General features: G+C 52.4%; 24 protein-coding genes and 1 other annotated feature. Of the genes, 7 read left to right on the top strand and 17 right to left on the bottom strand.

The features are described from left to right. The 4 genes from thrA to yjjY form a co-directional block, all read right to left on the bottom strand. Positions 1–2463, bottom strand: a complete 2463-nt coding sequence (gene thrA / locus FEM44_RS14530) for a bifunctional aspartate kinase/homoserine dehydrogenase I (RefSeq protein WP_130217508.1) — start codon at positions 2461–2463, stop codon at positions 1–3. Positions 2464–2488: 25 nt separating this feature from the next. Beyond that, positions 2489–2608, bottom strand: a sequence feature (Thr leader region). Beyond that, the gene (gene thrL / locus FEM44_RS14525) at positions 2544–2609 is read right to left on the bottom strand and encodes a thr operon leader peptide (RefSeq protein WP_001386572.1); all 66 of its coding nucleotides are present in this window, start codon (positions 2607–2609) and stop codon (positions 2544–2546) included. Its footprint overlaps the feature before it by 65 nt. Positions 2610–2822: 213 nt before the next feature. Further along, positions 2823–3509: a tRNA/rRNA methyltransferase gene (locus FEM44_RS14520; protein ID WP_130217510.1), complete on the bottom strand. Its 687-nt coding sequence runs from the start codon at positions 3507–3509 to the stop codon at positions 2823–2825. Between the two features lie 399 nt (positions 3510–3908). Continuing rightward, positions 3909–4049: a protein YjjY gene (gene yjjY, locus FEM44_RS14515; protein WP_001303782.1), complete on the bottom strand. Its 141-nt coding sequence runs from the start codon at positions 4047–4049 to the stop codon at positions 3909–3911. A 95-nt stretch (positions 4050–4144) separates the two neighbouring features. Between yjjY and arcA the strand changes: the two genes are divergently transcribed. Beyond that, complete coding sequence (gene arcA / locus FEM44_RS14510) at positions 4145–4861, top strand: two-component system response regulator ArcA (RefSeq protein WP_001194358.1); 717 nt, start codon at positions 4145–4147, stop codon at positions 4859–4861. Positions 4862–4909: 48 nt separating this feature from the next. Here arcA and creD read toward each other — a convergent pair whose 3' ends face one another. From creD to creA, 4 genes are read right to left on the bottom strand one after another with little or no spacing between them, the layout of a single operon-like run. Beyond that, complete coding sequence (creD, locus tag FEM44_RS14505; RefSeq protein WP_135404055.1) at positions 4910–6262, bottom strand: cell envelope integrity protein CreD; 1353 nt, start codon at positions 6260–6262, stop codon at positions 4910–4912. Between the two features lie 57 nt (positions 6263–6319). Then, the gene (gene creC / locus FEM44_RS14500; RefSeq protein WP_135523738.1) at positions 6320–7744 is read right to left on the bottom strand and encodes a two-component system sensor histidine kinase CreC; all 1425 of its coding nucleotides are present in this window, start codon (positions 7742–7744) and stop codon (positions 6320–6322) included. After that, positions 7744–8433 (bottom strand): two-component system response regulator CreB, encoded by a 690-nt coding sequence (gene creB / locus FEM44_RS14495; protein WP_135523737.1) that lies wholly within the window; start codon positions 8431–8433, stop codon positions 7744–7746. The genes creC and creB overlap by 1 nt, the downstream gene beginning before the upstream one ends. Positions 8434–8445: 12 nt before the next feature. Further along, the gene (gene creA, locus FEM44_RS14490) at positions 8446–8919 is read right to left on the bottom strand and encodes a protein CreA (RefSeq protein WP_135523736.1); all 474 of its coding nucleotides are present in this window, start codon (positions 8917–8919) and stop codon (positions 8446–8448) included. Positions 8920–9129: 210 nt separating this feature from the next. Between creA and robA the strand changes: the two genes are divergently transcribed. Beyond that, positions 9130–9999 (top strand): MDR efflux pump AcrAB transcriptional activator RobA, encoded by an 870-nt coding sequence (gene robA, locus FEM44_RS14485; protein ID WP_064530381.1) that lies wholly within the window; start codon positions 9130–9132, stop codon positions 9997–9999. Here robA and gpmB read toward each other — a convergent pair. Then, the gene (gene gpmB / locus FEM44_RS14480; RefSeq protein WP_059216559.1) at positions 9996–10643 is read right to left on the bottom strand and encodes a 2,3-diphosphoglycerate-dependent phosphoglycerate mutase GpmB; all 648 of its coding nucleotides are present in this window, start codon (positions 10641–10643) and stop codon (positions 9996–9998) included. The two genes, robA and gpmB, sit on opposite strands and share 4 nt — an antisense overlap. 50 nt (positions 10644–10693) lie before the next feature. Between gpmB and yjjX the strand changes: the two genes are divergently transcribed. Further along, complete coding sequence (yjjX, locus tag FEM44_RS14475; RefSeq protein WP_135523735.1) at positions 10694–11215, top strand: inosine/xanthosine triphosphatase; 522 nt, start codon at positions 10694–10696, stop codon at positions 11213–11215. A gap of 201 nt (positions 11216–11416) precedes the next feature. Here yjjX and trpR read toward each other — a convergent pair whose 3' ends face one another. Further along, the gene (gene trpR / locus FEM44_RS14470; protein ID WP_064530383.1) at positions 11417–11743 is read right to left on the bottom strand and encodes a trp operon repressor; all 327 of its coding nucleotides are present in this window, start codon (positions 11741–11743) and stop codon (positions 11417–11419) included. 89 nt (positions 11744–11832) lie between these two features. Next, a complete protein-coding gene (gene sltY, locus FEM44_RS14465) occupies positions 11833–13770 on the bottom strand; it encodes a murein transglycosylase (protein ID WP_135523734.1) in 1938 nt (645 codons plus the stop codon). Positions 13771–14105: 335 nt separating this feature from the next. On the opposite strand from sltY, the gene ettA reads away from it, so the two are divergent. Next, positions 14106–15773, top strand: a complete 1668-nt coding sequence (gene ettA / locus FEM44_RS14460) for an energy-dependent translational throttle protein EttA (protein ID WP_135523733.1) — start codon at positions 14106–14108, stop codon at positions 15771–15773. Between the two features lie 119 nt (positions 15774–15892). Here ettA and nadR read toward each other — a convergent pair whose 3' ends face one another. From nadR to serB, 3 genes are read right to left on the bottom strand one after another with little or no spacing between them, the layout of a single operon-like run. After that, positions 15893–17125 (bottom strand): multifunctional transcriptional regulator/nicotinamide-nucleotide adenylyltransferase/ribosylnicotinamide kinase NadR, encoded by a 1233-nt coding sequence (gene nadR / locus FEM44_RS14455; RefSeq protein ID WP_135523732.1) that lies wholly within the window; start codon positions 17123–17125, stop codon positions 15893–15895. A gap of 20 nt (positions 17126–17145) precedes the next feature. After that, positions 17146–18528: a DNA repair protein RadA gene (gene radA / locus FEM44_RS14450; protein WP_001029698.1), complete on the bottom strand. Its 1383-nt coding sequence runs from the start codon at positions 18526–18528 to the stop codon at positions 17146–17148. 48 nt (positions 18529–18576) lie between these two features. After that, positions 18577–19545, bottom strand: coding sequence for a phosphoserine phosphatase (serB, locus tag FEM44_RS14445; protein ID WP_130204788.1), 969 nt, complete (start codon positions 19543–19545; stop codon positions 18577–18579). A 105-nt stretch (positions 19546–19650) separates the two neighbouring features. Between serB and FEM44_RS14440 the strand changes: the two genes are divergently transcribed. Genes FEM44_RS14440 through FEM44_RS14430 form a run of 3 tightly spaced genes read left to right on the top strand, consistent with a single transcriptional unit; the run spans position 19651 to position 21634 of the window. After that, complete coding sequence (locus tag FEM44_RS14440; RefSeq protein WP_130204786.1) at positions 19651–20295, top strand: YtjB family periplasmic protein; 645 nt, start codon at positions 19651–19653, stop codon at positions 20293–20295. A gap of 27 nt (positions 20296–20322) precedes the next feature. Further along, positions 20323–21339 carry a lipoate--protein ligase LplA gene (gene lplA, locus FEM44_RS14435; RefSeq protein ID WP_135523731.1) on the top strand — a complete coding sequence of 339 codons (1017 nt, stop codon included), beginning with the start codon at positions 20323–20325 and terminating at the stop codon, positions 21337–21339. A gap of 31 nt (positions 21340–21370) precedes the next feature. Beyond that, positions 21371–21634 (top strand): helix-turn-helix domain-containing protein, encoded by a 264-nt coding sequence (locus FEM44_RS14430; protein WP_130221685.1) that lies wholly within the window; start codon positions 21371–21373, stop codon positions 21632–21634. Positions 21635–21794: 160 nt separating this feature from the next. On the opposite strand, the gene deoD is transcribed toward FEM44_RS14430, so the two are convergent. From deoD to deoA, 3 genes are read right to left on the bottom strand one after another with little or no spacing between them, the layout of a single operon-like run. Beyond that, positions 21795–22514 carry a purine-nucleoside phosphorylase gene (gene deoD / locus FEM44_RS14425; protein ID WP_135523730.1) on the bottom strand — a complete coding sequence of 240 codons (720 nt, stop codon included), beginning with the start codon at positions 22512–22514 and terminating at the stop codon, positions 21795–21797. A 57-nt stretch (positions 22515–22571) separates the two neighbouring features. Then, entirely contained in the window at positions 22572–23795 is a 1224-nt protein-coding gene (gene deoB, locus FEM44_RS14420) for a phosphopentomutase (protein ID WP_135523729.1), read from the bottom strand. 51 nt (positions 23796–23846) lie between these two features. Beyond that, positions 23847–25169 (bottom strand): thymidine phosphorylase, encoded by a 1323-nt coding sequence (deoA, locus tag FEM44_RS14415; protein ID WP_000477811.1) that lies wholly within the window; start codon positions 25167–25169, stop codon positions 23847–23849. Positions 25170–25347 lie beyond the last annotated feature (178 nt).

Below are 25347 nucleotides of genomic sequence, written 5' to 3'. Positions count from 1 at the left end.
TTAGACTCCTAACTTCCATGAGAGGGTGCGCAGCAGATCGGCAAAGACACCGGCAGCTGTAACGTCATTACCCGCACCATATCCGCGCAGAACCAACGGCAGCGGCTGATAATAGTGGCTATAGAAGGCCAGGGCGTTTTCGCCATTTTTCACTTTGAACAGCGGATCATTACCATCCACTTCGGCAATCTTCACGCGGCAGACGCCATCTTCATCAATATTGCCAACATAGCGCAAAACTTTTCCTTCATCACGGGCCTTCGCCACGCGCGCGGCAAAGAGATCGTCGAGCTGTGACAGATTCGCCATAAAAGCTGCAACATCACCCTCGGCGTTAAACTCTGCGGGCAGCACAGATTCGATTTCGATATCCGCCAGTTCCAGTGATCGTCCTGTTTCACGAGCGAGAATCAATAGCTTGCGCGCCACATCCATACCAGAAAGATCATCACGCGGGTCCGGTTCGGTATAGCCCATTTCTCTTGCCAGCGTGGTGGCCTCGGAGAAGCTCATCCCTTCGTCTAACTTACCGAAGATGAAAGAAAGCGAACCAGAAAGAATGCCAGAGAATTTCATCAATTCATCACCCGCGTTGAGCAGGTTTTGCAAGTTCTCAATAACCGGCAACCCCGCACCGACGTTGGTGTCATAAAGGAATTTACGCCGTGATTTTTCCGCCGCGTAACGCAGCTGATGGTAGTAATCCATCGACGAGGTGTTGGCCTTTTTGTTCGGGGTCACCACGTGGAAACCTTCGCGCAGGAAGTCGGCATATTGATCCGCCACCGCCTGGCTGGAAGTGCAATCGACAATCACCGGATTCAGCAAATGATATTCTTTCACCAGGCGAATTAAGCGCCCAAGGTTGAACGGCTCTTTGGCTTGCGCCAGTTCTTCCTGCCAGTTATCCAGGTTAAGGCCATGCACATTAGTCAGCAGCGCCTTCGAGTTAGCAACGCCGCAAACACGTAAATCGATGTGTTTGTTCTTCAGCCAGCTTTGCTGACGCTTCAGTTGCTCCAGCAGCGCGCCGCCAACGCCACCGACGCCAATCACAAACACTTCGATAACCTGATCGGTATTGAACAGCATCTGGTGGGTAACGCGTACGCCAGTGGTCGCATCATCGTTATTTACCACGACAGAGATTGAGCGTTCAGAAGACCCTTGAGCAATGGCGACAATGTTGATGTTGGCGCGGGCCAGTGCGGCAAAGAATTTCGCCGAGATCCCACGCAAGGTGCGCATACCATCGCCCACAACCGAGATAATGGCCAGCCGTTCAGTGACCGCCAGCGGCTCCAGCAAACCTTCTTTCAGTTCCAGGTAGAACTCTTCCTGCATCGCGCGTTCAGCACGCGCACAGTCGCTTTGTGGTACGCAGAAACTGATACTGTATTCGGAAGATGATTGCGTAATCAGCACCACGGAAATGCGGGCGCGTGACATTGCCGCAAAGACGCGCGCCGCCATGCCGACCATCCCTTTCATCCCCGGACCAGAAACGCTGAACATTGCCATGTTATTCAGATTGGAAATGCCCTTGACCGGTAATTCATCTTCATCACGGCTGGCGCCAATGAGCGTACCTGGTGCTTGAGGATTTCCGGTATTTTTAATCAGGCAAGGGATCTGGAACTGAGCGATAGGGGTAATGGTGCGAGGGTGAAGAACTTTAGCGCCGAAGTAGGAAAGCTCCATCGCTTCCTGGTACGACATCGACTTCAACAGCCTCGCATCGGGTACCTGACGCGGGTCGCAAGTATAGACACCGTCGACATCCGTCCAGATCTCGCAGCAATCGGCGCGTAAACAGGCGGCCAGTACCGCGGCGGAGTAGTCAGAACCGTTACGTCCCAGCACCACCAGCTCACCTTTTTCATTACCGGCGGTAAAACCAGCCATCAGCACCATGTGGTCAGCCGGAATGCGGCTTGCCGCAATACGGCGGGTGGACTCAGCAATATCGACCGTAGATTCGAGGTAATGACCGATTGCCAGCAGCTTTTCGACCGGATCGATAACGGTAACGTTGTGGCCACGCGCTTCCAGTACCCCGGCCATAATGGCGATCGACATTTTTTCACCACGGCAAATCAGCGCGGCGTTGATGCTGTCCGGGCATTGCCCCAACAAGCTAATGCCATGCAGGACATGTTTGATTTGGGCAAATTCTTGATCAACGAACGCTTTCAATTGCGCCAGTGGAAATCCCGGTTGGGCGGCGGCGAGTCCCGTCAGAAGTTCGGCAAAAATACGTTCGGCATCGCTGATATTGGGTAAAGCATCCTGACCGCTAATGGTTTTTTCAATCATTGCGACCAGATGGTTGGTAATTTTGGCGGGGGCAGAGAGGACGGTGGCCACCTGCCCCTGCCTGGCATTGCTCTCCAGAATATCGGCAACCCGCAGAAAACGTTCTGCATTTGCCACTGATGTACCGCCGAACTTCAACACTCGCATGGTTGTTACCTCGTTACCTTTGGTCGAAAAAAAAGCCCGCACTGTCAGGTGCGGGCTTTTTTCTGTGTTTCCTGTACGCGTCAGCCCGCACCGTTACCTGTGGTAATGGTGATGGTGGTGGTAATGGTGGTGCTGATGCGTTTCATGGATGTTGTGTACTCTGTAATTTTTATCTGTCTGTGCGCTATGCCTATATTGGTTAAAGTATTTAGTGACCTAAGTCAATAAAATTTTAATTTGCTCACGGCAGGTTACCAGTTCATAGAGTGCTGGTAGATGCTCTTTTTTTAATCCACACAGAGACATATTGCCCATTGCAGTCAGAATAAAAATCTGAAAACGCCCTTCCTTGTCGTTTTTTATTTGGTGATATTTTTTTCAATATCATGCAATAAACGATGCAACATGGCCGTGTCTCGTTGCTCCAACAGCCCGATGCGTTGTTGTAACCAGTCGACCAGTTTGGTGTCATCTGCCACCGCCAGAGTCGTTAACAATGACATGGCTCGTTCACGTAAAGCCTGCAGTTGAAATGGGTCCGCCGTTGCGGCAGATTCCACCGGTTGTTGTATTAATGTTGCTAATTGATAGCAATACACCATCACCGCCTGCCCCAAATTCAGTGATGGATAATCCGCCACCATTGGCACGCCGGTGAGGACATCAGCAAGCGCCAACTCTTCGTTAGTCAAGCCGGAATCTTCGCGACCAAAGACCAGCGCCGCGTGGTTCATCCATGTCGATTTTTCCTCCAGTAGCGGCACCAGTTCTATTGGCGTGGCGTAGTAATGGTATTTCGCCCGACTGCGCGCAGTGGTGGCAACGGTAAAATCAACGTCGTGTAGCGATTCAGCCAGCGTTGGAAAAACTTTAATATTATCAATAATATCACCAGAACCATGCGCCACCCAGCGGGTAGCTGGTTCCAGGTGTGCCTGGCTATCGACAATGCGCAGCTCGCTAAATCCCATTGTTTTCATCGCCCGAGCCGCTGCACCAATATTTTCTGCTCTGGCAGGTGCTACCAGAATGATCGTTATACGCATGTTGCCACTCTTCTTGATCAAATAACCGCGAACAGGGTGATGAATGTCAACTTATTACGCGGAGAGAATTTACAAATCCGTAACGTAAGTCGCAGAAAAAGCCCTTCAGTTAACTTAAAAAAAGCTAAACTATTTCTTGACTATACTAACGGTGTAATTGTTAAAAATTGCTACATATCTTTCTGTTTACTTAGGATAATTTTATAAAAAATAAATCTCGACAATTGGATTCACCACGTTTATTAGTTGTATAAGGCAACTAGTTGTATTATTAAAATAATGTGACGAAAGCTAGCATTTAGATACGATGATTTCATCAAACTGTTAACGTGCTACAATTGAACTTGATATATGTCAACGAAGCGTAGTTTTATTGGGTGTCCGGCACGTCTTAGCCTGTTATGTTGCTGTTAAAATGGTTAGGATGACAGCCGTTTTTGACACTGTCGGGTCCTGAGGGAAAGTACCCACGACCAAGCTAATGATGTTGTTGACGTTGATGGAAAGTGCATCAAGAACGCAATTACGTACTTTAGTCATGTTACGCCGATCATGTTAATTTGCAGCATGCATCAGGCAGGTCAGGGACTTTTGTACTTCCTGTTTCGATTTAGTTGGCAATTTAGGTAGCAAACATGCAGACCCCGCACATTCTTATCGTTGAAGACGAGTTGGTAACACGCAACACGTTGAAAAGTATTTTCGAAGCGGAAGGCTATGATGTTTTCGAAGCGACAGATGGCGCGGAAATGCATCAGATCCTCTCTGAATATGACATCAACCTGGTGATCATGGATATCAATCTGCCGGGTAAGAACGGTCTTCTGTTAGCGCGTGAACTGCGCGAGCAGGCGAATGTTGCGTTGATGTTTCTGACTGGCCGTGACAACGAAGTCGATAAAATTCTCGGCCTCGAAATCGGCGCAGATGACTACATCACCAAACCGTTCAACCCGCGTGAACTGACCATCCGTGCACGCAACCTGCTGTCCCGTACCATGAACCTGGGTACAGTCAGCGAAGAACGTCGTAGCGTTGAAAGCTATAAGTTCAATGGTTGGGAACTGGACATCAACAGCCGTTCATTGATCGGTCCTGATGGCGAGCAGTACAAACTGCCGCGCAGCGAGTTCCGCGCCATGCTTCACTTCTGTGAAAACCCAGGCAAAATTCAGTCTCGTGCTGAACTGCTGAAGAAAATGACCGGCCGTGAGCTAAAACCGCACGACCGTACTGTAGACGTGACGATCCGTCGTATTCGTAAACACTTCGAATCTACGCCGGATACGCCGGAAATCATCGCCACCATTCACGGTGAAGGTTATCGCTTCTGCGGTGATCTGGAAGATTAATCGGCTTTACCACCGTCCAAAAAAACGGCGCTTTTTAGCGCCGTTTTTTTATTTCCAGATACGTAACTCATCGTCCGTTGTGACTTCTTTACTGGCTTTCATTTTCGGCAGTGAAAACGCATACCAGTCGATATTCCGCGTCACAAACATCATGCCGGCCAGCGCCACCACCAGCACACTGGTTCCCAACAACAGTGCGCTATCGGCAGAGTTGAGTAGTCCCCACATCACACCATCCAGCAACAACAGCGCGAGGGTAAACAACATGCTATTGCGCCAACCTTTTAATACCGCCTGCAAGTAAATACCGTTCATTAATGCCCCTATCAAGCTGGCAATTACCCATGCCACGGTAAAACCGGTGTGTTCAGAAAGCGCCAGCAAGAGCAAATAAAACATCACCAATGACAGCCCCACCAGCAAATATTGCATCGGGTGCAAACGTTGCGCAGTGAGCGTTTCAAAAACAAAGAAGGCCATAAAAGTCAGCGCAATCAGCAAAATAGCGTACTTAGTCGCCCGGTCCGTTAATTGATACTGATCGGCAGGCGTAGTGACTGCGACGCTAAACGCCGGGAAGTTTTCCCAGCCGGTATCATTGCCTGAAGCAAAACGCTCACCGAGATTATTGGCAAACCAGCTACTTTGCCATTGCGCCTGAAAACCGGATGCACTTATTTCTCGTTTCGCTGGTAAAAAATCACCTAAAAAACTGGGATGCGGCCAGTTGCTGGTTAAGGTCATTTCGCTATTACGCCCGGCAGGCACCACAGAAAGATCGCCGGTACCGCTTAAATTCAGTGCCATATTCAGCTTCAGGTTCTGCTTCCGCCAGTCCCCTTCAGGTAAAGGGATATGCACGCCCTGCCCGCCTTGCTCTAACCCGGTACCGGGTTCAATGGTCAGCGCTGTTCCGTTAACTTCAGGCGCTTTCACCACACCAATACCACGCGCATCCCCGACGCTAATCACAATAAATGGCTTGCCTAAGGTGATATTTGGCGCGTCGAGTTCGCTAAGACGCGAAACATCAAAATCGGCTTTTAGCGTTAAATCACTGTGCCAGACCTGACCGGTATAAATACCTATCTTCCGTTCTTCCACATTCTGATTACCATCAACCATCAACGACTCAGGTAACCAAAAATGGATAAAACTTCGTTTCCGCTCCACGGTTTTATCCTCTTCCTGCACCGTATAAAGCTCGGTCACAGGAATAGCGATGAGCGGCCCAACGAGTTTTTGCGGCCCGCTGGTACTTTGGCGAATCGCATCTTCCACATCGCTACGGTAATCGGCACGTTCGACAATCACCTGTCGAATCAGCATTATCGGAATCAATAACAGCAATACTGCACCAAACAGGGTGGTCATTTTCCAGAACAGGGGGGATTTCAACATAGTCTTCTCCTTTGCAATGGCGACAGGATATGAAGGCTATGTGGGAAGAATTTGAAGTTATGTGAAGTGACGGTGAAGTCGAAGTAAGGCCAATACGCCGCCTTCCGGCACGTTGCGCAACGTGACTTCGCCATTAAGCAAACGGGCAACTTCACTGACAAACGCCAGCCCCAGACCACTGCTTTTTTGCCCATTCGCACGCGGCAAAGAGTAGAAACGCTCAAAAATACGTGACAGCGCGTAGTCAGGAATACCGCTACCGGTATCCTGCACGTTAAGCGTGACGTGTTCCTGATCCACTTCGGCACTTAGCGTTATACGACCGCTCTCGGGGGTAAAATCGATGGCGTTATCCAGTAAATTCCCCAGCGCCTGCTCCAACAACGCAGGTTCAGCAGCAACGTTAACCTCGGTGGGCATAACATTAAGAGTGATATTTTTTTCTGCCAACTGCACGGTGCGCGCTTCGCTGACGCGGCGAAATAAAGCCGCCACATCAACCGCAGAAAGAATGACCTCCTGGCGATTCTCCAGTCGTGCCTGGCGTAGTAGTGTTTCCACCAGCGCCTGCATTCGCGCGTTTTGCGTCAGAATATTGTCGGTAAAACGGGCTACCACTTCCGGTGGCGGACCTTCGCGTAAAATTTCCGCCGCGCCACGAATTGCCGCCAGCGGACTTTTCAACTCATGAGTTAACGCGTAGACATACTGCTCAATATAGTTTTTCCCCTCCAGTTTCACGCGCATACTTTCCAGCGCCTGCGCTAACTTACGCAGCTCGCTACTGCCGAGTTCAGGAAGCGGAACGGGCTTATTGTCGGTAACGGAATCGGCATAACGAGTGAGTCGGGCAATGGAGCGGTTGATCCACCAAACCATTCCTGCGCCAATCACCAGCGCAATTCCCAGCAAAATGGCGCTCGCCCATAAAATTCGCCGCTCGCTGCGTTTAATCACCGGTGCCATCGCCGCGTTCGGTTTGCCTACGCTCAAAACGCCAACCAGCCGCGTGCCGTCCATAATAGGTGCGGCAACATACATCACAGAACTTTCGGGATCGGCAGGATTTTGCAACGTACTGCGCGCACCATACTGACCACGCAACGTTAGCCAGACATCATTCCAGCGCGAATAATCCTGCCCGACGGCTTTATTGGCCGAATCAAACAATACTTTGCCCTGCGCATCAGTCATATAGACATGATATTCGTTGCGTACTTTGTTGATGCCGCTGATATTGGCGCGAAACGGGCGATTTTGTAGCTGGTTAAATGCCTGCGCCAACTGCCCATGCGCTGGGTCACCAGAGAGCAAATCGGCACGCGCCAGCTCCGCCAGCAACGTTGCCGTATCGATCAACGTCCCTTCCGTCGCCCTTCGCACGCCCGGTTTAACTTCTTTGACAAAAATAGCCAGTACGAACCAGGCGGCTACCGCCACCAGTAAAAAATACCCCAGCAACAGCCGCATGCCGATACGCATTACAGGCTCCTCAGGCTGTATCCCATGCCGCGATGGGTATTGATCGGCGAAAGCTCGGGATTAATAGCACGCAGTTTGGCACGCAGCGTTTTAATGTGAGTATCGACAGTGCGCTCGTAAGTGTCCTGCGCATCTTCCCAGACGCTATCCATCAGTTGCTGACGGGACCAGACGCGGCCCGGCGACTTGAGTAACGTTTTCAGCAACAAAAATTCATACCGTGTTAGCGTTAACGGCGTGTCAAACCAGCTGATCTGCGCCGCGGGTTCATTCAATTCAAAATGACCAATACGGATGACGGGAGACGGCGTTGAGAACTTCTTCACCCGACGCAGTAAAGTGCGCACTCTGGCGCACACTTCGCGGGGTGAAAACGGTTTAGCCACGTAGTCGTCTGCGCCTATTTCCAGTCCAAGCAGGCGATCCACCTCTTCACTACGGGCTGTCAGGAACAGTACAGGTAGCGCCGGATGGATCACCAGCAACTGACGGCACAATTCAAAGCCGCTGATATCCGGCAGACCAACATCGAGAATAATGACGTCGGGAACCTGCTGGCGTGCTTTATCCAGCACCGGCAAGCCTCGCTCAAAGACCTCGACGGCAAAACCTTCCTGCTGCAACATGTAGACCAGCGTGTCGGCTATCCCTTGCTCGTCTTCCACTAACCAGACCGTTTCCCGTTGCATATATCGCCTCTGTTATTGCCGCCACGGCATGACAGGCACCGCGCTAATCGCGTTTTTCGGCGACCCATCTACAACTTTGTCGGAGTAGGCCAGGTAAGCGAGCGCGTTGCGTTTGGCGTCATAGAAACGCACGACTTGTAACGACTTAAAGACCAGAGAAGTACGTTTTTTGAACACCACTTCGCCCTGGGCTTTGCCGTTTTTAATGCGATCCGACAGTTCAATCGGCCCTACCTGCTGGCAGGAAATGGCCGCATCGGAAGTATCTTCCGCCAGACCTAATCCTCCTTTAATACCGCCGGTTTTCGCCCGGCTCACATAACAAGTAACATTTTTCACATCGGGATCGTCAAAGGCTTCTACGACAATTTTGTGATCCGGGCCGATCATTTTAAATACGGTGTCGACCGAACCAATTTCTTCCGCATGAGCCAGCGGCCCCAGCATCATCAGGCTTAAGGACAAGATCAAATGCTTGTATTTCATATTGTTACCATTTTAATAAGTTACACTGAGCAATTAGTTCATCACGATAAATAACATATTGATTAAGAACAAAATCTCAATTCTTTTATCTCCGTCAAGACCTAAAACATACTCTGCTAAGAAAAAAACACTGAATGCTAAAACAGCAAAAAATGCTATTATCCAATTACCTGATGTCAGGTGCTCGTTGTGAAAGGATGAGGATATTTTATGGATCAGGCCGGCATTATTCGCGACCTTTTAATCTGGTTGGAAGGTCATCTGGATCAGCCACTGTCGCTCGACAATGTAGCGGCGAAAGCAGGTTATTCCAAGTGGCACTTACAGAGAATGTTTAAAGATGTCACTGGCCATGCTATTGGCGCGTATATTCGTGCTCGTCGTTTGTCGAAATCGGCGGTTGCACTACGCCTGACCGCGCGCCCAATTCTGGATATTGCGCTGCAATACCGCTTCGACTCTCAACAGACATTTACTCGTGCATTCAAGAAGCAGTTTGCCCAGACTCCCGCACTTTACCGCCGTTCTCCTGAATGGAGCGCCTTTGGTATTCGCCCGCCGCTGCGTCTGGGTGAATTCACCATGCCAGAGCACAAATTTGTCACGCTGGAAGACACGCCGCTGATTGGCGTAACTCAGAGTTACTCCTGTTCACTAGAGCAAATCTCTGATTTCCGCCATGAAATGCGTTATCAGTTCTGGCACGATTTTCTCGGTAATGCGCCGACTATTCCGCCAGTACTTTACGGCTTGAATGAAACGCGTCCAAGCCAGGATAAAGACGACGAGCAAGAGGTGTTCTACACGACTGCGTTGGCTCAGGAACAAGCAGACGGCTATGTACTGACGGGGCATCCGGTGCTGTTGCAGGGCGGCGAATATGTGATGTTTACCTATGAAGGTCTGGGAACCGGCGTACAGGAATTTATCCTGACGGTGTACGGAACCTGTATGCCGATGCTGAACCTGACGCGCCGTAAAGGTCAGGATATTGAGCGATACTATCCGGCAGAAGATGCCAAAGCGGGAGATCGCCCAATTAATCTGCGCTGCGAACTGCTGATCCCGATCCGTCGTTAACGCTGCAGCTCGTCTAATGCAGGGGCGTCCAGATGCGAGATGTCCCCTGCTGTTTCAACTACCCAACCAGACGCCAGCCACAGGCTTTCCTGATAATCCACGCGCGAAATAGAACAGTTACGCAGACGTAAGCGGCGTTCTGCCCATGCAGGTAGGCCCAGAATAGTACTCACCAGGCATCCCAGCGCGATACCGTGGCTCACCAGTAGCGGTCGACTTCCCTGCGGCAAATCCCGACAAGATTCCAGTGCAGCATTGACGCGCTCGCTCAGTTCCTGCATTGACTCGCCTTCAGGAATACGCCCGTCAACAGTGCCATTTACCAGTTGGCGACGCCAGTTCTCTTCTTCTTCGGTCAGAGAGTCGATATGTCTTTTTTCCAGCACGCCCATATTTAATTCACGCAGGCGGGAATCAAAGATTATGTCACAGCCACAAGCCTGAGCGATGATTTCCGCCGTGCGCCGGGTGCGACCTAAATCGCTACTGATGATATGTGTAATGCCAAGCTCTTTGGCTCGCGCCGCCACCTGCATTGCTTGTTGCTCACCTTTGGCAGTCAGTGGGCTATCAGACTGGCCCTGAATACGTCGCTCGGCGTTCCACTGCGTTTCACCGTGGCGGACAAGGTATACCTGTAACATGCTTTTTTTCCGTATACTGCTGTAACGTTAATTTTTGAGTAATCCTGATTATGCACCATGTTGTCTGTGCAACCACCAATCCCGCTAAAATTCAGGCCATTCTGCAGGCATTTCACGAGATCTTCGGCGAAGGATCCTGCCACATTGAGTCCGTTGCCGTCGAGAGCGGCGTACCGGAACAACCCTTTGGCAGTGAGGAAACGCGCGCTGGCGCACGAAATCGGGTAGAAAATGCCCGCCGTTTACATCCAGAGGCCGATTTTTGGGTAGCGATTGAAGCGGGCATTGATGGTGACAGCACCTTCAGTTGGGTGGTCATTGAAAGCACCAACCAACGTGGCGAAGCACGTTCGGCTACTTTGCCGTTGCCTGAGGTGATTCTGCAGAAAGTGCGTGAGGGTGAGGCGCTTGGCCCCGTGATGTCGCGTTATACCGGTATTGATGAGATTGGTCGTAAGGAAGGAGCCATCGGCGTGTTTACTGCCGGGAAACTCACTCGCGCCAGCGTCTATCACCAGGCGGTGATCCTGGCACTGAGTCCGTTTCATAATGCCGTGTATCAGCCATTGTAGGACGGATAAGGCATTCACGCCGCATCCGGCATTCGGTGCACAATGCCTGATGCAACGCTACCGCGTCTTATCAGGCCTACGAATATATTGAAATTAGTCGCTTTTCAGTATTTGTAGGACGGATAAGGCGTTCACGCCGCATCCGGCATTCGGTGCACAATGCCTGATGCGACGCTGACGCGTCTTATCAGGCCTACAAAATCAATCGCTTTTCAGCAACACGTCTTCCAGCCACTGGCGTAGCTCAACGGGGGCGGCTTTCAGACTGTTAGATCCACGCGTAATGGTCGCGATGCCCGCGCCGAGTTCATTTTTTAACTCGCGCTGGCTCATTTCACCACGCAGCAACTCTTCAACGATACGCACGCGAGTCCCCAATGCTTCGCGCTCATCTGGCGTCAGCATCAGATTTAACAACGGTAAATGGAGATCGTTTTCGTAGGCATTCTTAAGCAGGTCGACAAAACGTAACCACTCCTGGTGACGCTGTTCTGCCATCGCTGCTGAATAGGGTGATTGTTGGGCCATAGTGTGTCGCCATTGTTAGCGGGGGAAGCAAAATGCCTCCCCCGGTTGTACTCGCAAAAGAGTACGATAGCATATCATAAACGGGCAGTTCAGTAACGACGCCCCCATTCCGTAGCGCTCAAAAGCGTAGGCTTATCGCCCATGAAATAGCGATAGTACGCGTCATAAGCCAGCACATTTTTCACATAACCGCGCGTCTCGGAGAACGGAATACTCTCGACAAACGCCACCGCGTCGATACGCCCGGCGCTGTTACCAAGCCACGTGCGCACCCGCCCTGGACCGGCGTTATAAGCTGCCGAGGAGAAAATGCGGTTATTGCCAAATTGCTGATAAACATATTGCAGATAACTGGTACCGATATTGATGTTCGTTTCCGGATCCAGCAATTGCCCAGGGCTGCTATAACCAGGAATAGAGAACATCTTCACCGTCTGAGTCGCCGTACCGGGCATAATCTGCATCAGGCCGCTGGCCCCTACCGGTGATTTCACTTTCGGATTCCAGGCGCTCTCCTGACGAGCAATCGCCATTGCATAGCTTTGCGGGATATCTTTGCCGTTGGTGTAACGTTCGAAGAGATCGTTGTAGGCCAGTGGGAATCGTTCTTCCAGATGATCCCACAATTTCCCGGCGATCGTTGCCTGAACACTGAGATCCCACCAGTGATTATTAAAGGCATAGCGTGCCAGTTGCGCCTGCTCTGTTTTTGACTTGCTCTTCACCAGATTAGCCCACTCGCTACGCGCGGTGTTATCCATATTCCAGTACATCAACTCGCGCACGCGCGCCATCTCCGGTCCCTGGGTCAGGGCACTGTCAACGTTCTGCGGCGCTTTATCAATCTTCAGCTCATACTCTTCACCAATCCGCTGTGCAGCAACCATCGGGTAGAAACCACGCTGTTGCATGAGCTGATGTAATATCTCTTTCGCTTCCGCTTCACGACCGCGTTCCAGCAGTAAATCCGCCTGCCAGTAGCGCCATTCATCTTTATCTTTCGCCTCTATTGGCAGACGCGCCAGCCAGGTATTCAGACCACGGCGATCGCCAGTGCCAAGCGCCATCCGCACGCGGCGTTCAATTAACGACGTGGATTGCGAACGCATAATCGCGTCATCACGCCATTTCGCCTGTTCGTCGGTAACATCGTTGCCCATCAGACGCCAGGCGACGATATCACGCAGCTCCTGAATCTGATCTTCATTAAGCTGCTGTGCCTGGGCAAGTGAAGGGATCATCAGTCGTGCGTTTTCAGCATCCTGACGCGCCACGCTGGCAAATGCCACCGCCGCCATCTGACGGGTAAAATCAGTCGCTCCGGTAGTGCGAGCGAAGGTCAGCACTGTATTGGGGTCGTTCGCCAGAGAAATAATCGCCGAGGTGATAGTTTGATAATCGGCAGGCATCTGCCCTGCCAGCACCGTCACCAGCCCGGTATTGCCCGCTTTCATCGCCAGGCGGATACGCTCTAAATAAGCCAGGGGTTCTTGTTTGCCGGACGCTCGCCAGACGCTAAATAACTTGTCACAAGCGTTAGGCTGGCTCTTTCCGGTTAGCCACAGCTCTTTCGCCCCCTGCCAGGCTTCTTCACTCTGCCCGGTGTTCCATTTTGCATAGTAGTAATTACACTGGGCTTCGGTTGTGCCTGGCTTTTCCGGGCTAAAGGCTAACAAGCCACGCCAGTCTTCGCGTCGCGCCAGTTCATTGACGAAACGCGATTGCAGCGTGCGAGCAGGAGGAAGCGTGGGGTTAGCGCGAACAAAGTTAGTAACCGTCACCGCCGGTTGATTCATCAGGTCATCGGTGATCTGGCGGTATTCCAGATAGGGATAAAGCGGATAATCCTTCAGTCCAGGCATCATTTGTTCTACCACATCCATTTGTCGATTATCCCAGGCCTGCTTGATTTGCGCGTAGCGGCTACGCTGCTCATCCAGTGAGTCGGCTCGCGCCACGCTGCTGACCGTCAGCAGACAGACACCGGCAGCCAACAGCCGCCAGGTAACTTGTTTGGCTTTTTCCACAAGCGCACCCTCTAAGTGTAAATACATCAATGCAGCATCATGCCGCGTAATAGATTTATGCTAACCAGTCATTGCCGTTTACGCCACGTTACGGACACTTTTTTACTTTTATACTCTAAATAATTCGAGTTGCAGGAAGGCGATAAGTGAGTGAGTCCCCAGGAGCTTACAGAAGTAAGTGACTGGGGTGAGCGAGCGTAAGCGCAGCACATGCAACTTGAAGTATGACGAGTATACTGCGAAGGTGATCGACCAACTGGGATTAGGCGGGGAAAAAGGCTACACTTCGCCTTTGAAAACTCATCATCACGATAAACATAGAGGCGAAGTCCAACGTGGCTCAATTCGTTTATACCATGCATCGTGTCGGCAAAGTTGTTCCGCCGAAACGTCATATTTTGAAAAACATCTCTCTGAGTTTCTTCCCTGGGGCAAAAATCGGCGTCCTGGGTCTGAACGGCGCGGGTAAGTCTACCCTGCTGCGCATTATGGCGGGCATCGATAAAGACATCGAAGGTGAAGCGCGTCCGCAACCGGATATCAAAATAGGCTATCTGCCGCAGGAACCGCAGCTCAACCCGGAACACACTGTACGTGAGTCCATTGAAGAGGCAGTTTCTGAAGTGGTTAACGCCCTGAAACGTCTGGATGAAGTGTACGCGTTGTATGCCGATCCGGATGCCGATTTTGACAAACTGGCCGCGGAACAAGGCCGTCTGGAAGAGATCATTCAGGCTCACGACGGTCACAACCTGAACGTTCAGCTGGAGCGTGCGGCGGATGCGCTGCGTCTGCCGGACTGGGACGCGAAAATCGCTAACCTCTCCGGTGGTGAGCGTCGTCGCGTGGCGTTGTGCCGCCTGCTGCTGGAAAAACCAGACATGCTGCTGCTCGACGAACCGACCAACCACCTGGATGCCGAATCCGTGGCCTGGCTGGAACGCTTCCTGCACGACTTCGAAGGCACCGTTGTGGCGATTACTCACGACCGTTACTTCCTCGATAACGTTGCAGGCTGGATCCTCGAACTTGACCGCGGTGAAGGTATTCCGTGGGAAGGCAACTACTCCTCCTGGCTGGAGCAGAAAGATCAGCGTCTGGCGCAGGAAGCTTCTCAAGAAGCGGCGCGTCGTAAGTCGATCGAGAAAGAGCTGGAGTGGGTACGTCAGGGTACTAAAGGCCGTCAGTCGAAAGGTAAAGCACGTCTGGCGCGCTTTGAAGAGCTGAACAGCACCGAATATCAGAAACGTAACGAAACCAACGAACTGTTTATTCCACCTGGACCGCGTCTGGGCGATAAAGTGCTGGAAGTCAGCAACCTGCGTAAATCCTACGGCGATCGCCTGCTGATTGACTCCCTGAGCTTCTCGATCCCGAAAGGGGCGATCGTCGGGATCATCGGTCCGAACGGTGCGGGTAAATCGACCCTGTTCCGTATGATCTCCGGTCAGGAACAGCCGGACAGCGGCACCATCACTTTGGGTGAAACGGTGAAACTGGCGTCTGTCGATCAGTTCCGTGACTCAATGGATAACAGCAAAACCGTTTGGGAAGAAGTTTCCGGCGGACTGGATATCATGAAGATCGGCAACACTGAGATGCCAAGCCGCGCCTACGTTGGCCGCTTTAACTTTAAAGGGGTTGATCAGGGTAAACACGTTGGCGAACTTTCCGGTGGTGAGCGCGGTCGTCTGCATCTGGCGAAGCTGCTGCAGGTTGGCGGCAACATGCTGCTACTCGACGAACCAACCAACGACCTGGATATCGAAACCCTGCGCGCGCTGGAAAACGCCCTGCTGGAGTTCCCGGGCTGCGCGATGGTTATCTCGCACGACCGTTGGTTCCTCGACCGTATCGCCACGCACATTCTGGATTACCAGGATGAGGGTAAAGTTGAGTTCTTCGAAGGTAACTTTACCGAGTACGAAGAGTACAAGAAACGCACGCTGGGCGCAGACGCGCTGGAACCGAAGCGTATCAAGTACAAGCGTATTGCGAAGTAATGCGTAAAATGCCGGATGCGGCGTAAACGCCTTATCCGGCCTACGAAACCAGCGATTCCAATACGTTGCGAAACCGTAGGCCTGATAAGACGCGTCAGCGTCGCATCAGGCATTGGTTCTTATCCCTGCTCCCCCATCATCTCCCGCACCAGCTCCACGCAGCGCAGGAAACGGCTGTCATAATCGTCCTCTTCAACCCGCACGAATTCGATATTGTTCTCTTCCAGCATCTCTATCAGCAGGTTCTGAAACTCTTTGCGATCCACCGAGCTGCCGAGGCTGCGTAGACCATCCGCCACCCACGGGGTGTTGTTCTCCAGCAGGATCACCAGATCAAAACGGTATTCATCGATCAGCGCCTGTACGAACGGATGCTCGCGTCCTTCGTACTTTTTGCAGAACGCCTGAGTAGTCACAAAATCAGTGTCGATAAACGCCACTTTATTGGCATATTTTACTGCAAAATCAATATATTGTGCGTGTCCCAGTGCGATTTTATCGTAGTCGGAATACTGCAACGCGATCTCATCACCGCCGAGGTGCGAAAAGACATAATCACGACCAAATTCCCAGGCACTGGTGGTATTGAAGATATTGGCGAGTTTGTTTACCAGAGTGGATTTACCGCTCGATTCACCACCGAGGATCGCCACAGTACGCACAAAGAACGGCTTCACTTCGGTAGGAATATATTCCCAGTAGCGGAACGGATTTTCGCGGATCTGCGCACCACTGATACTCATAAAAGTGCGTTTCGGATCGACCAGCACCGTTTCGATCCCCAGATGTTCCATATACTGTGGCGCGTCGGCTTCTTCCGAGGTGTAGATCAGATCCGGCTGAATGCCTTTTTCGGCCATAAAATTTTTGATGCCGTTGCTCCACACGTCCCAACCGTGCGGATACGGCTCCATGCCCTCTTCGTTGAAGGCATGAATGCGGATATTTTTCTGATATTTAAAGGTTTGCAATAACCAGCGCAGACGATCCGGCACCGTTGGTTGCTGCGACATGGCGCTGTCTTCAAACAACGCGCGGTCGCGGGTATCGTCAAAACCCATAATGATATGCAGCTCGTCAACCTGGCTACAGGCACGCTGGATAAGGTAGATATGTCCGGTATGCAGTGGGTAGAACTTACCGAATACAACGCCGATCGTTTTCTTCTGCCGGGGAAACTCAAGTCCCAAAAAACGGTGCAACGCCTCCAGCTTTTGCGCGCTGGGGCTTTTAATTTTGGCATTCAGTAACTGGCTTAAATACCCTTTGGTCATGCCGCTGGCATCAGCCACCTGCTGTAGTGTGCAGCCCTGTTGCTTGATGGCAGTTTTCAGGTAATCAAATGACGACATATCTCCCTCCGTATCTCTCATTATAAGTCGTCGAACACGCTAAGCGCGTCGGAGAGTTTTTTAACGCCAAAAATCTGCATCCCTTCCGGCGCTTTTTTCGGTACGTTAGCCGCCGGAACAATTGCCCGCCGAAAACCGTGTTTCGCCGCTTCTGAGATTCGTTCCTGGCCGCTGGGCACCGGGCGGATCTCCCCTGCCAGCCCGACTTCACCAAACACCACCAGATCCTGCGGTAGCGGCCTGTCACGCAGACTGGAAACCATCGCCAGCAGTAACGCTAAGTCGGCGCTGGTTTCGGTTACCTTCACGCCGCCGACTACGTTCACAAATACATCCTGATCGGCCATTTGCAGACCACCGTGACGGTGCAAGACAGCCAGCAGGATTGCCAGACGGTTTTGTTCCAGCCCTACTGCCACGCGGCGTGGATTCGCCATCATCGAGTGATCGACCAGCGCCTGGATCTCCACCAGCAACGGACGCGTTCCTTCCCATACCACCATCACTGAGCTGCCGGAGGTCACTTCATCGCCGCGGCTTAAAAAGATGGCAGAAGGGTTGCTAACTTCACGCAACCCCTGTTCGGTCATCGCGAATACGCCCAGCTCATTCACCGCACCGAAGCGGTTTTTATGGCTGCGTAAGGTGCGAAAACGGGAGTCGGCATCGCCATCCAAAAGCACCGAACAGTCGATACAGTGTTCCAGCACTTTAGGGCCAGCCAGCGAGCCATCTTTGGTTACGTGCCCGACCATGACAATCGCCACACCGCGAGTTTTGGCGAAGCGCGTCAGATAAGCCGCTGTTTCACGCACCTGCGCCACGCTGCCAGGCGATGACTGAACATCCGCCATATGCATCACCTGGATCGAGTCAATCACCATCAGCTTCGGTTGCTCTTCTTCGGCAATCAGGCAGATCTGTTCGATGCTGGTTTCTGACAGCATATTGAGATTGTCGGTCGGCAGGCCAAGGCGATGAGCACGCATTGCCACCTGTTGCAGCGACTCTTCGCCGGTGACATACAGCGTTTTCATCTGCTGGGCCAGTTTGCACAGCGTTTGCAATAGCAATGTGGATTTCCCGGCACCTGGATTACCGCCAATCAGAATGGCGCTTCCCGGCACCACCCCGCCGCCTAATACGCGGTCGAACTCTTTAAATCCAGTTGAAAAACGCGGCAGCTCTTCAAGGCTGATATCGGAGAGTTTCTGGACTTTAGCCACTCCGGCGCTACCGGCATAGCCACTCAGACGCTCGTTACGCGCCACCGTTGGCGACGCAGCAAGACGCACCTCGGTGATGGTGTTCCAGGCATGACAGGCGCTGCACTGCCCCTGCCAGCGCGGATAATCGGCCCCGCATTCATTACAAACAAAGGCGCGTTTTGGAGCTTTTGCCACGGTGTACCTCGTTAATGCTGTGCCACCCGCAGGATGACGGGCGGGCAATTACTTCTGATTCAGGCTGCCAGAGAGGATGCAGAATACCCCCATCAGGTCAGCGTGACGGATGGTGACTTCCGTCTTTTCATTCACTTTTGGCTTGGCATGGTAGGCAATCCCCAGCCCTGCCGCTTTGATCATCGGCAGGTCGTTGGCACCATCGCCAATCGCCACGGTTTGCGCCAGTGGGATATCATACTCCTGTGCCAGCCGGGTTAGAGTTTTCGCTTTGTACTGCGCATCTACAATGTCGCCGATCACATTGCCGGTAAATTTACCGTCCATGATCTCCAGTTCATTGGCTACCACGGCGGTTAATCGCAGCTTGTCGCGCAGGTATTCAGCAAAGAAGGTAAAGCCGCCGGAGGCAATCGCCACTTTCCAGCCCAGCGTTTCCAGCTTCAGAACCAGTTGCGTTAAGCCTGGCATCAGCGGCAGATTTTCACGCACCTGTTGCAGAATGTTCGCGTCAGCGCCTTTCAGCGTCGCCACACGGCTACGCAGGCTGGCAGTGAAATCAAGCTCCCCGCGCATTGCCCGTTCGGTCACTTCCGCCACCATCTCGCCCGTTCCGGCCAGTTTGGCAATTTCATCAATACATTCAATCTGGATGGCGGTGGAGTCCATGTCCATCACCAGCAAACCCGGCGTGCGCAGGTGCGGGATTTTCCCCAGCGGCGCGACATCCAGCTGCGCTTCGTGGGCCAGGCGCGTAGCCCGGGCGGTGAGTGAACCTGCCAGACGAATCACCTGATAATCTTCCACGCACCAGGCAGCAACAATCACCATTGCCGCGCCCAGTTTGCTTTGGTACTGGGTCAGACGTTGTTTATCCAGCCCACGACCATACAGCAGCCAGCCGCTACGACCTGCGTGGTAATCCAGTGGCATCACTTCATCACCACTTAATGAAAGAGGCAGACCCGGCCATAAAGAGACATCTTCAGGCAGGTCGCACCAGGTAATGTTAGGCATTAAGGCTCCTGTAAAATCGTTCGAAGCAGGGAAAATAACGCATGAGGCTACCTTGTATCCATTGCTTCTGGCAACATTAAGTCTCAAATTTTCAACGGGTGGAATATGGCTCGCACAAAACTAAAATTCCGGCTGCATCGGGCAGTGATTGTCCTGTTCTGTCTCGCGTTGTTAGTCGCACTAATGCAGGGAGCATCATGGTTTAGTCAAAACCACCAGCGACAGCGTAATCCACAGCTGGAAGAACTGGCCCGTACCCTGGCGCATCAGGTAACCCTGAACGTTGCGCCGCTGATGCGTACCAACTCACCTGATGAAAAACGCATTCGGGCGATCCTCGACCAGTTGACGGACGAAAGTCGTATCCTCGACGCGGGTGTGTATGACGAACAAGGCGATCTTATCGCCCGCGCAGGCGAAAGCGTCGAGGTGCGCGACCGACTGGCGCTCGACGGTAAAAAAGCAGGTGGCTATTTTAACCAGCAGATTGTCGAACCGATTAAGGGGAAAAATGGACCGCTCGGCTATCTGCGCCTCACGCTCGATACCCATACGCTCGCCACCGAAGCCAAACAGGTGGATAACACCACCAATATTCTACGCCTGATGCTGCTGCTCTCGCTGGCAATCGGTGTGGTGCTAACTCGCACACTGTTGCAGGGTAAACGTACCCGCTGGCAGCAATCACCCTTCCTGTTAACCGCCAGCAAACCGGTACCGGAAGAGGAAGAAAGCGAGAAAAAAGAGTGACCCATTACTACAAGAAAGGAAATCGTTATGTCCACATTACGCCTGCTCATTTCTGACTCTTACGATCCGTGGTTTAACCTGGCGGTGGAAGAGTGTATTTTTCGCCAGATGCCCGCCACGCAGCGCGTTCTGTTTCTCTGGCGCAATGCCGACACGGTAGTGATTGGTCGCGCGCAAAACCCGTGGAAAGAGTGTAATACCCGGCGAATGGAAGAAGATAACGTCCGCCTTGCACGGCGCAGCAGCGGCGGTGGCGCGGTGTTCCACGATCTCGGCAATACCTGTTTTACGTTTATGGCTGGCAAGCCGGAGTACGATAAAACCATCTCCACGTCGATTGTGCTTAATGCGCTGAACGCACTCGGCGTCACCGCAGAAGCTTCCGGGCGCAACGATCTGGTGGTGAAAACCGCCGAAGGCGACCGCAAAGTCTCAGGCTCGGCCTATCGCGAAACCAAGGATCGCGGTTTCCACCATGGCACCTTGCTGCTCAATGCCGACCTCAGCCGCCTGGCAAACTATCTCAATCCGGATAAAAAGAAACTGGCGGCGAAAGGCATTACCTCGGTACGTTCACGCGTGACCAACCTCACCGAGCTGCTGCCGGGGATCACCCATGAGCAAATTTGCAAGGCCATAACCGAGGCCTTTTTCGCTCATTATGGCGAGCGCGTAGAAGCGGAAATCATCTCCCCGGACAAAACGCCAGACTTGCCGAACTTCGTTGAAACCTTTGCCCGCCAGAGTAGCTGGGAATGGAACTTCGGTCAGGCTCCGGCGTTCTCGCATCTGCTGGATGAACGCTTTACCTGGGGCGGCGTAGAACTGCATTTCGACGTTGAAAAAGGCCATATCACCCGCGCCCAGGTGTTTACTGACAGCCTCAACCCCGCACCGCTGGAAGCTCTCGCCGGACGGTTGCAAGGCTGTCTTTACCGCGCGGATATGCTGCAACAGGAGTGCGAGGCGCTGCTGCTCGACTTCCCGGAACAGGAAAAAGAGCTACGGGAGTTGTCGGCGTGGATAGCGGGGGCGGTGCGGTAACTCGCTCATTAAAATATCCAGGGAAGGAAATATGATCGATCTGGAGAACCAGGAACGGGAGATTATCAATTTAATGTTCAGCCAGGGTATATCCTGGCTAGCCGCCGTGCGTATCAGGCATAAATTATCGCTTGCTGAAGTAAGTAAAATGTTAGGTATCTCGATTAATTCTCTAAAACGGCTCGAAAAGACGGAACGGCTTAGTTCAAACATCAAAAGCAAAATGGCAGGAATTTATGGTTGTCCACCAGAGTTGCTGATATACCCTTCCTGGATGACGGCTGAACATAAATGAATAGATTCGTGAATAGATACTTGAATGGATTTTATTTTCTATCCATATGAAAAATAATAGTAAATCTATAAATCAGTTGCTATTGATGAATAGATACTAAAAAGCCGGAGCAGTCTCCCACTCCGGCTTAACACGACAATCGCCTTTCAGCGAAACACAATTACTCTTTATCGCCCAGCAGAACGGATTCCAGTGCGATTTTGATCATGTCGTTGAAGGTGGTCTGACGCTCTTCAGAAGTGGTCTGCTCGTGAGTGCGGATGTGGTCAGACACGGTGCAGATAGCCAGTGCTTTCGCACCAAACTCTGCAGCTACGCCGTAGATACCAGCCGCTTCCATTTCCACGCCGAGGATGCCGTATTTTTCCATCACGTCGAACATTTCGCCGTCCGGAGAGTAGAACAGGTCAGCGGAGAACAGGTTACCCACGCGCGCATCAACGCCCAGTGCTTTAGCCGCGTCTACCGCGTTACGCACCATGTCAAAGTCAGCGATAGCCGCGAAGTCATGATCTTTAAAACGGATGCGGTTAACTTTGGAATCGGTGCAGGCACCCATACCGATAACGACGTCACGCAGTTTTACGTGCGGCAGAACAGCGCCACAGGAACCTACGCGGATAATTTTCTTCACGCCGAAATCGGTGATCAGTTCTTTGGTGTAGATGGAACAGGACGGGATACCCATACCGTGACCCATTACAGAAATTTTGCGGCCTTTGTAAGTACCGGTGAAGCCCAGCATACCGCGAACGTTGTTCACTTCACGGGCATCTTCAAGGAAAGTTTCAGCAATATACTTCGCGCGCAGCGGGTCGCCTGGCATCAAAACTACGTCAGCGAAATCGCCCATTTCTGCATTAATGTGTGGGGTAGCCATTGTTTTATCCTTTTTGTGACAATATCAAGGGCGGAGCCGCTGCCCCGCCCAAATCCATCAGAACATGGCTTTGCCATATTCCATATCAGAAGTACCAAAATATTTTGCCAGAGTCTGACCAATATCCGCGAAGGTTTCACGGTGCCCCAGCGAACCCGGTTTCACTTTCGGGCCATACACCAGTACAGGAATGTGTTCACGGGTGTGGTCAGTACCGGTCCAGGTCGGGTCACAACCGTGGTCAGCGGTGAGGATCAGAATATCGTCATCGCGCAGCAGTGACATCAGTTCCGGCAGACGGCGGTCGAACAGTTCCAGACCCGCAGCATAGCCTGCAACGTCGCGACGGTGCCCCCAGGAGGAGTCGAAGTCAACGAAGTTGGTAAAGACGATAGTGTTATCACCCGCTTCCTTCATCTCTTTAATGGTGGCGTCAAACAGCGCGTCCAGACCGGTCGCTTTCACTTTTTTAGTGATACCGCAGTTAGCGTAGATGTCCGCAATTTTACCGACAGAAACCACCTGGCCGTGTTTTTCTTCAACCAGTTTTTGCAGCACGGTCGGTGCTGGCGGTTCAACAGCCAGGTCGTGACGGTTGCCGGTACGCTGGAAGTTACCGGCTTTGTCGCCGATAAACGGACGGGCGATAACGCGACCGATGTTGTAGCCGCCGTTGGTCAGCTCTTCACGGGCGATTTCGCACAGTTCGTAGAGTTTATCCAGGCCAAAGGTTTCTTCATGGCAGGCAATCTGGAACACGGAGTCAGCGGAGGTATAGAAAATCGGCTTGCCGGTTTTCATGTGCTCTTCGCCCAGCTGATCCAGGATGACCGTACCGGAAGAGTGGCAGTTACCAAGGTAGCCCGGCAGATTAGCGCGTTCGACCAGTTTATCCAGCAGTTCTTGCGGGAAGCTGTTTTCGTGATCGGAGAAGTATCCCCACTCAAACAGAACTGGTACACCGGCGATTTCCCAGTGACCAGACGGGGTATCTTTACCGGATGACATTTCGTGCGCCCATGCGTACGCGCCGATAACTTCAGCGTTGCCGTCCATTCCTGCCGGAATGAAACCGGTAGAACCTTCGTGTGCTTTCGCCAGCCCCAGACGGGTCAGATTTGGCAGATTCAGTGGCCCTTTACGACCGTGGTCAGCTTCGCCTTTAGCACAAGCTTCTGCGATATGACCCAGGGTGTCAGCCCCGACGTCACCAAAACGTTCTGCATCTTCTGTAGCGCCGATGCCGAATGAGTCCAGCACCATAATAAATGCACGTTTCATATGTTCTCCGTACTCAGTGCTTCAAATTTAAATGATCAGATCAGTATACAATTATTCACTGATACGACGATAGACAGTTGGTGTGCTTTCCGGTGCTTTATCGGCAAGTTTAATTGCCGCTTTCACCGCTTTCGCCGCTTCCTGCCAGCTGTTTTCGTCTTTCGCGTGGATAACCGCCAGCGGACGCTGACCGTCTACCTGGTCGCCCAGACGCGCCATATCAGTAAAGCCGACGCTGTAATCGATAGTGTCAGATGCCTGACGGCGACCGCCGCCCATTGCAACCACTGCCATCCCCAGCGCACGGGTATCCATTTCACTGACAAAACCTTCGGTATCAGCATAGACTGCTTTCGTCAGCATCGCTGTCGGCAGATACTTCGCGTAGTTCTCAACGAAGTCGGTCGGGCCTTTTTGTGCCGCTACCATACGACCGAAGACTTCTGCGGCTTTACCGTTGTCCAGCACCGCCTGCAATTTCGCGCGCGCTTCGGCGTCATCTTTGGCCAGTTTGCCGGAGATAAGCATCTCCACGCACAGCGCCATCGTGACATCAAACAGACGCGGGTTACGGTATTCACCCGTCAGGAACTGCACCGCTTCACGTACTTCAACCGCATTACCTGCACTGGAGGCCAGCACCTGATTCATATCGGTGAGCAGCGCGGTGGTGCGCACGCCAGCGCCGTTAGCCACGCCAACAATCGCTTCGGCAAGGGCTTCAGAGAGTTCGTAGGTCGGCATAAACGCGCCGCTACCCACTTTCACGTCCATCACCAGCGCGTCCAGACCTTCCGCCAGTTTCTTCGCCAGAATAGAAGCAGTGATCAGCGGGATGGAATCCACGGTTGCGGTAATATCGCGGGTCGCGTAGAAACGTTTATCCGCCGGAGCCAGTGAGCTGGTCTGACCGATAATCGCCACACCGACGTCTTTAATGATTTCGCGGAAACGGTTGTCATCCGGGAAGATGTCGAAGCCAGGGATGGATTCCAGTTTGTCGAGCGTGCCGCCAGTATGACCGAGGCCGCGACCGGAGATCATCGGAATGTAACCGCCGCAGGCTGCGACCATTGGCCCTAACATCAGCGAAGTGACATCGCCGACGCCACCGGTGGAATGTTTATCAACAATCGGGCCATTCAGATGCAGGCTTTTCCAGTCGAGAACGGTTCCTGAATCTCGCATCGCCATGGTCAGCGAGACACGCTCCGGCATTGTCATATCGTGGAAGAAAATGGTCATCGCGAGGGCGGCAATCTGCCCTTCGGAGATAGTGTTGTCGCGAATGCCGTTGATAAAGAAACGAATTTCTTCATCACTCAGCGCATGACCATCACGTTTTTTACGAATAATTTCTTGTGCGAGAAACAAGGTAACCTCCCGTGGAATAAGTTTGAAGGCGTTGTTGCCAGATGGTGGATGTTGTTATTACCTGATGCTGACCGCTTCTTATCATGCCTACACGGCACTCGCCCCGTAGGCCGGATAAGGCGTTCGCGCCGCATCCGGCATCACTGCTGACCGCCTGATGCGACGCTGACGCGTCTTA

The sequence above is a fragment of the Escherichia sp. E4742 genome (genome assembly GCF_005843885.1).
Taxonomy (GTDB): Bacteria; Pseudomonadota; Gammaproteobacteria; order Enterobacterales; family Enterobacteriaceae; genus Escherichia.
This window is presented reverse-complemented; position numbering and strand designations above follow the sequence as displayed.

Coding starts and splice junctions, on each gene's coding strand:
- thrA (WP_130217508.1), bottom strand. CDS start 2,463: ATGCGAGTGTTGAAGTTCGGCGGTACATCAGTGGCAAATGCAGAACGT.
- FEM44_RS14520 (WP_130217510.1), bottom strand. CDS start 3,509: ATGCGTATAACGATCATTCTGGTAGCACCTGCCAGAGCAGAAAATATT.
- yjjY (WP_001303782.1), bottom strand. CDS start 4,049: ATGACTAAAGTACGTAATTGCGTTCTTGATGCACTTTCCATCAACGTC.
- arcA (WP_001194358.1), top strand. CDS start 4,145: ATGCAGACCCCGCACATTCTTATCGTTGAAGACGAGTTGGTAACACGC.
- creD (WP_135404055.1), bottom strand. CDS start 6,262: ATGTTGAAATCCCCCCTGTTCTGGAAAATGACCACCCTGTTTGGTGCA.
- creC (WP_135523738.1), bottom strand. CDS start 7,744: ATGCGTATCGGCATGCGGCTGTTGCTGGGGTATTTTTTACTGGTGGCG.
- creB (WP_135523737.1), bottom strand. CDS start 8,433: ATGCAACGGGAAACGGTCTGGTTAGTGGAAGACGAGCAAGGGATAGCC.
- creA (WP_135523736.1), bottom strand. CDS start 8,919: ATGAAATACAAGCATTTGATCTTGTCCTTAAGCCTGATGATGCTGGGG.
- robA (WP_064530381.1), top strand. CDS start 9,130: ATGGATCAGGCCGGCATTATTCGCGACCTTTTAATCTGGTTGGAAGGT.
- gpmB (WP_059216559.1), bottom strand. CDS start 10,643: ATGTTACAGGTATACCTTGTCCGCCACGGTGAAACGCAGTGGAACGCC.
- yjjX (WP_135523735.1), top strand. CDS start 10,694: ATGCACCATGTTGTCTGTGCAACCACCAATCCCGCTAAAATTCAGGCC.
- trpR (WP_064530383.1), bottom strand. CDS start 11,743: ATGGCCCAACAATCACCCTATTCAGCAGCGATGGCAGAACAGCGTCAC.
- nadR (WP_135523732.1), bottom strand. CDS start 17,125: ATGTCGTCATTTGATTACCTGAAAACTGCCATCAAGCAACAGGGCTGC.
- serB (WP_130204788.1), bottom strand. CDS start 19,545: ATGCCTAACATTACCTGGTGCGACCTGCCTGAAGATGTCTCTTTATGG.
- FEM44_RS14440 (WP_130204786.1), top strand. CDS start 19,651: ATGGCTCGCACAAAACTAAAATTCCGGCTGCATCGGGCAGTGATTGTC.
- lplA (WP_135523731.1), top strand. CDS start 20,323: ATGTCCACATTACGCCTGCTCATTTCTGACTCTTACGATCCGTGGTTT.
- FEM44_RS14430 (WP_130221685.1), top strand. CDS start 21,371: ATGATCGATCTGGAGAACCAGGAACGGGAGATTATCAATTTAATGTTC.
- deoD (WP_135523730.1), bottom strand. CDS start 22,514: ATGGCTACCCCACACATTAATGCAGAAATGGGCGATTTCGCTGACGTA.
- deoB (WP_135523729.1), bottom strand. CDS start 23,795: ATGAAACGTGCATTTATTATGGTGCTGGACTCATTCGGCATCGGCGCT.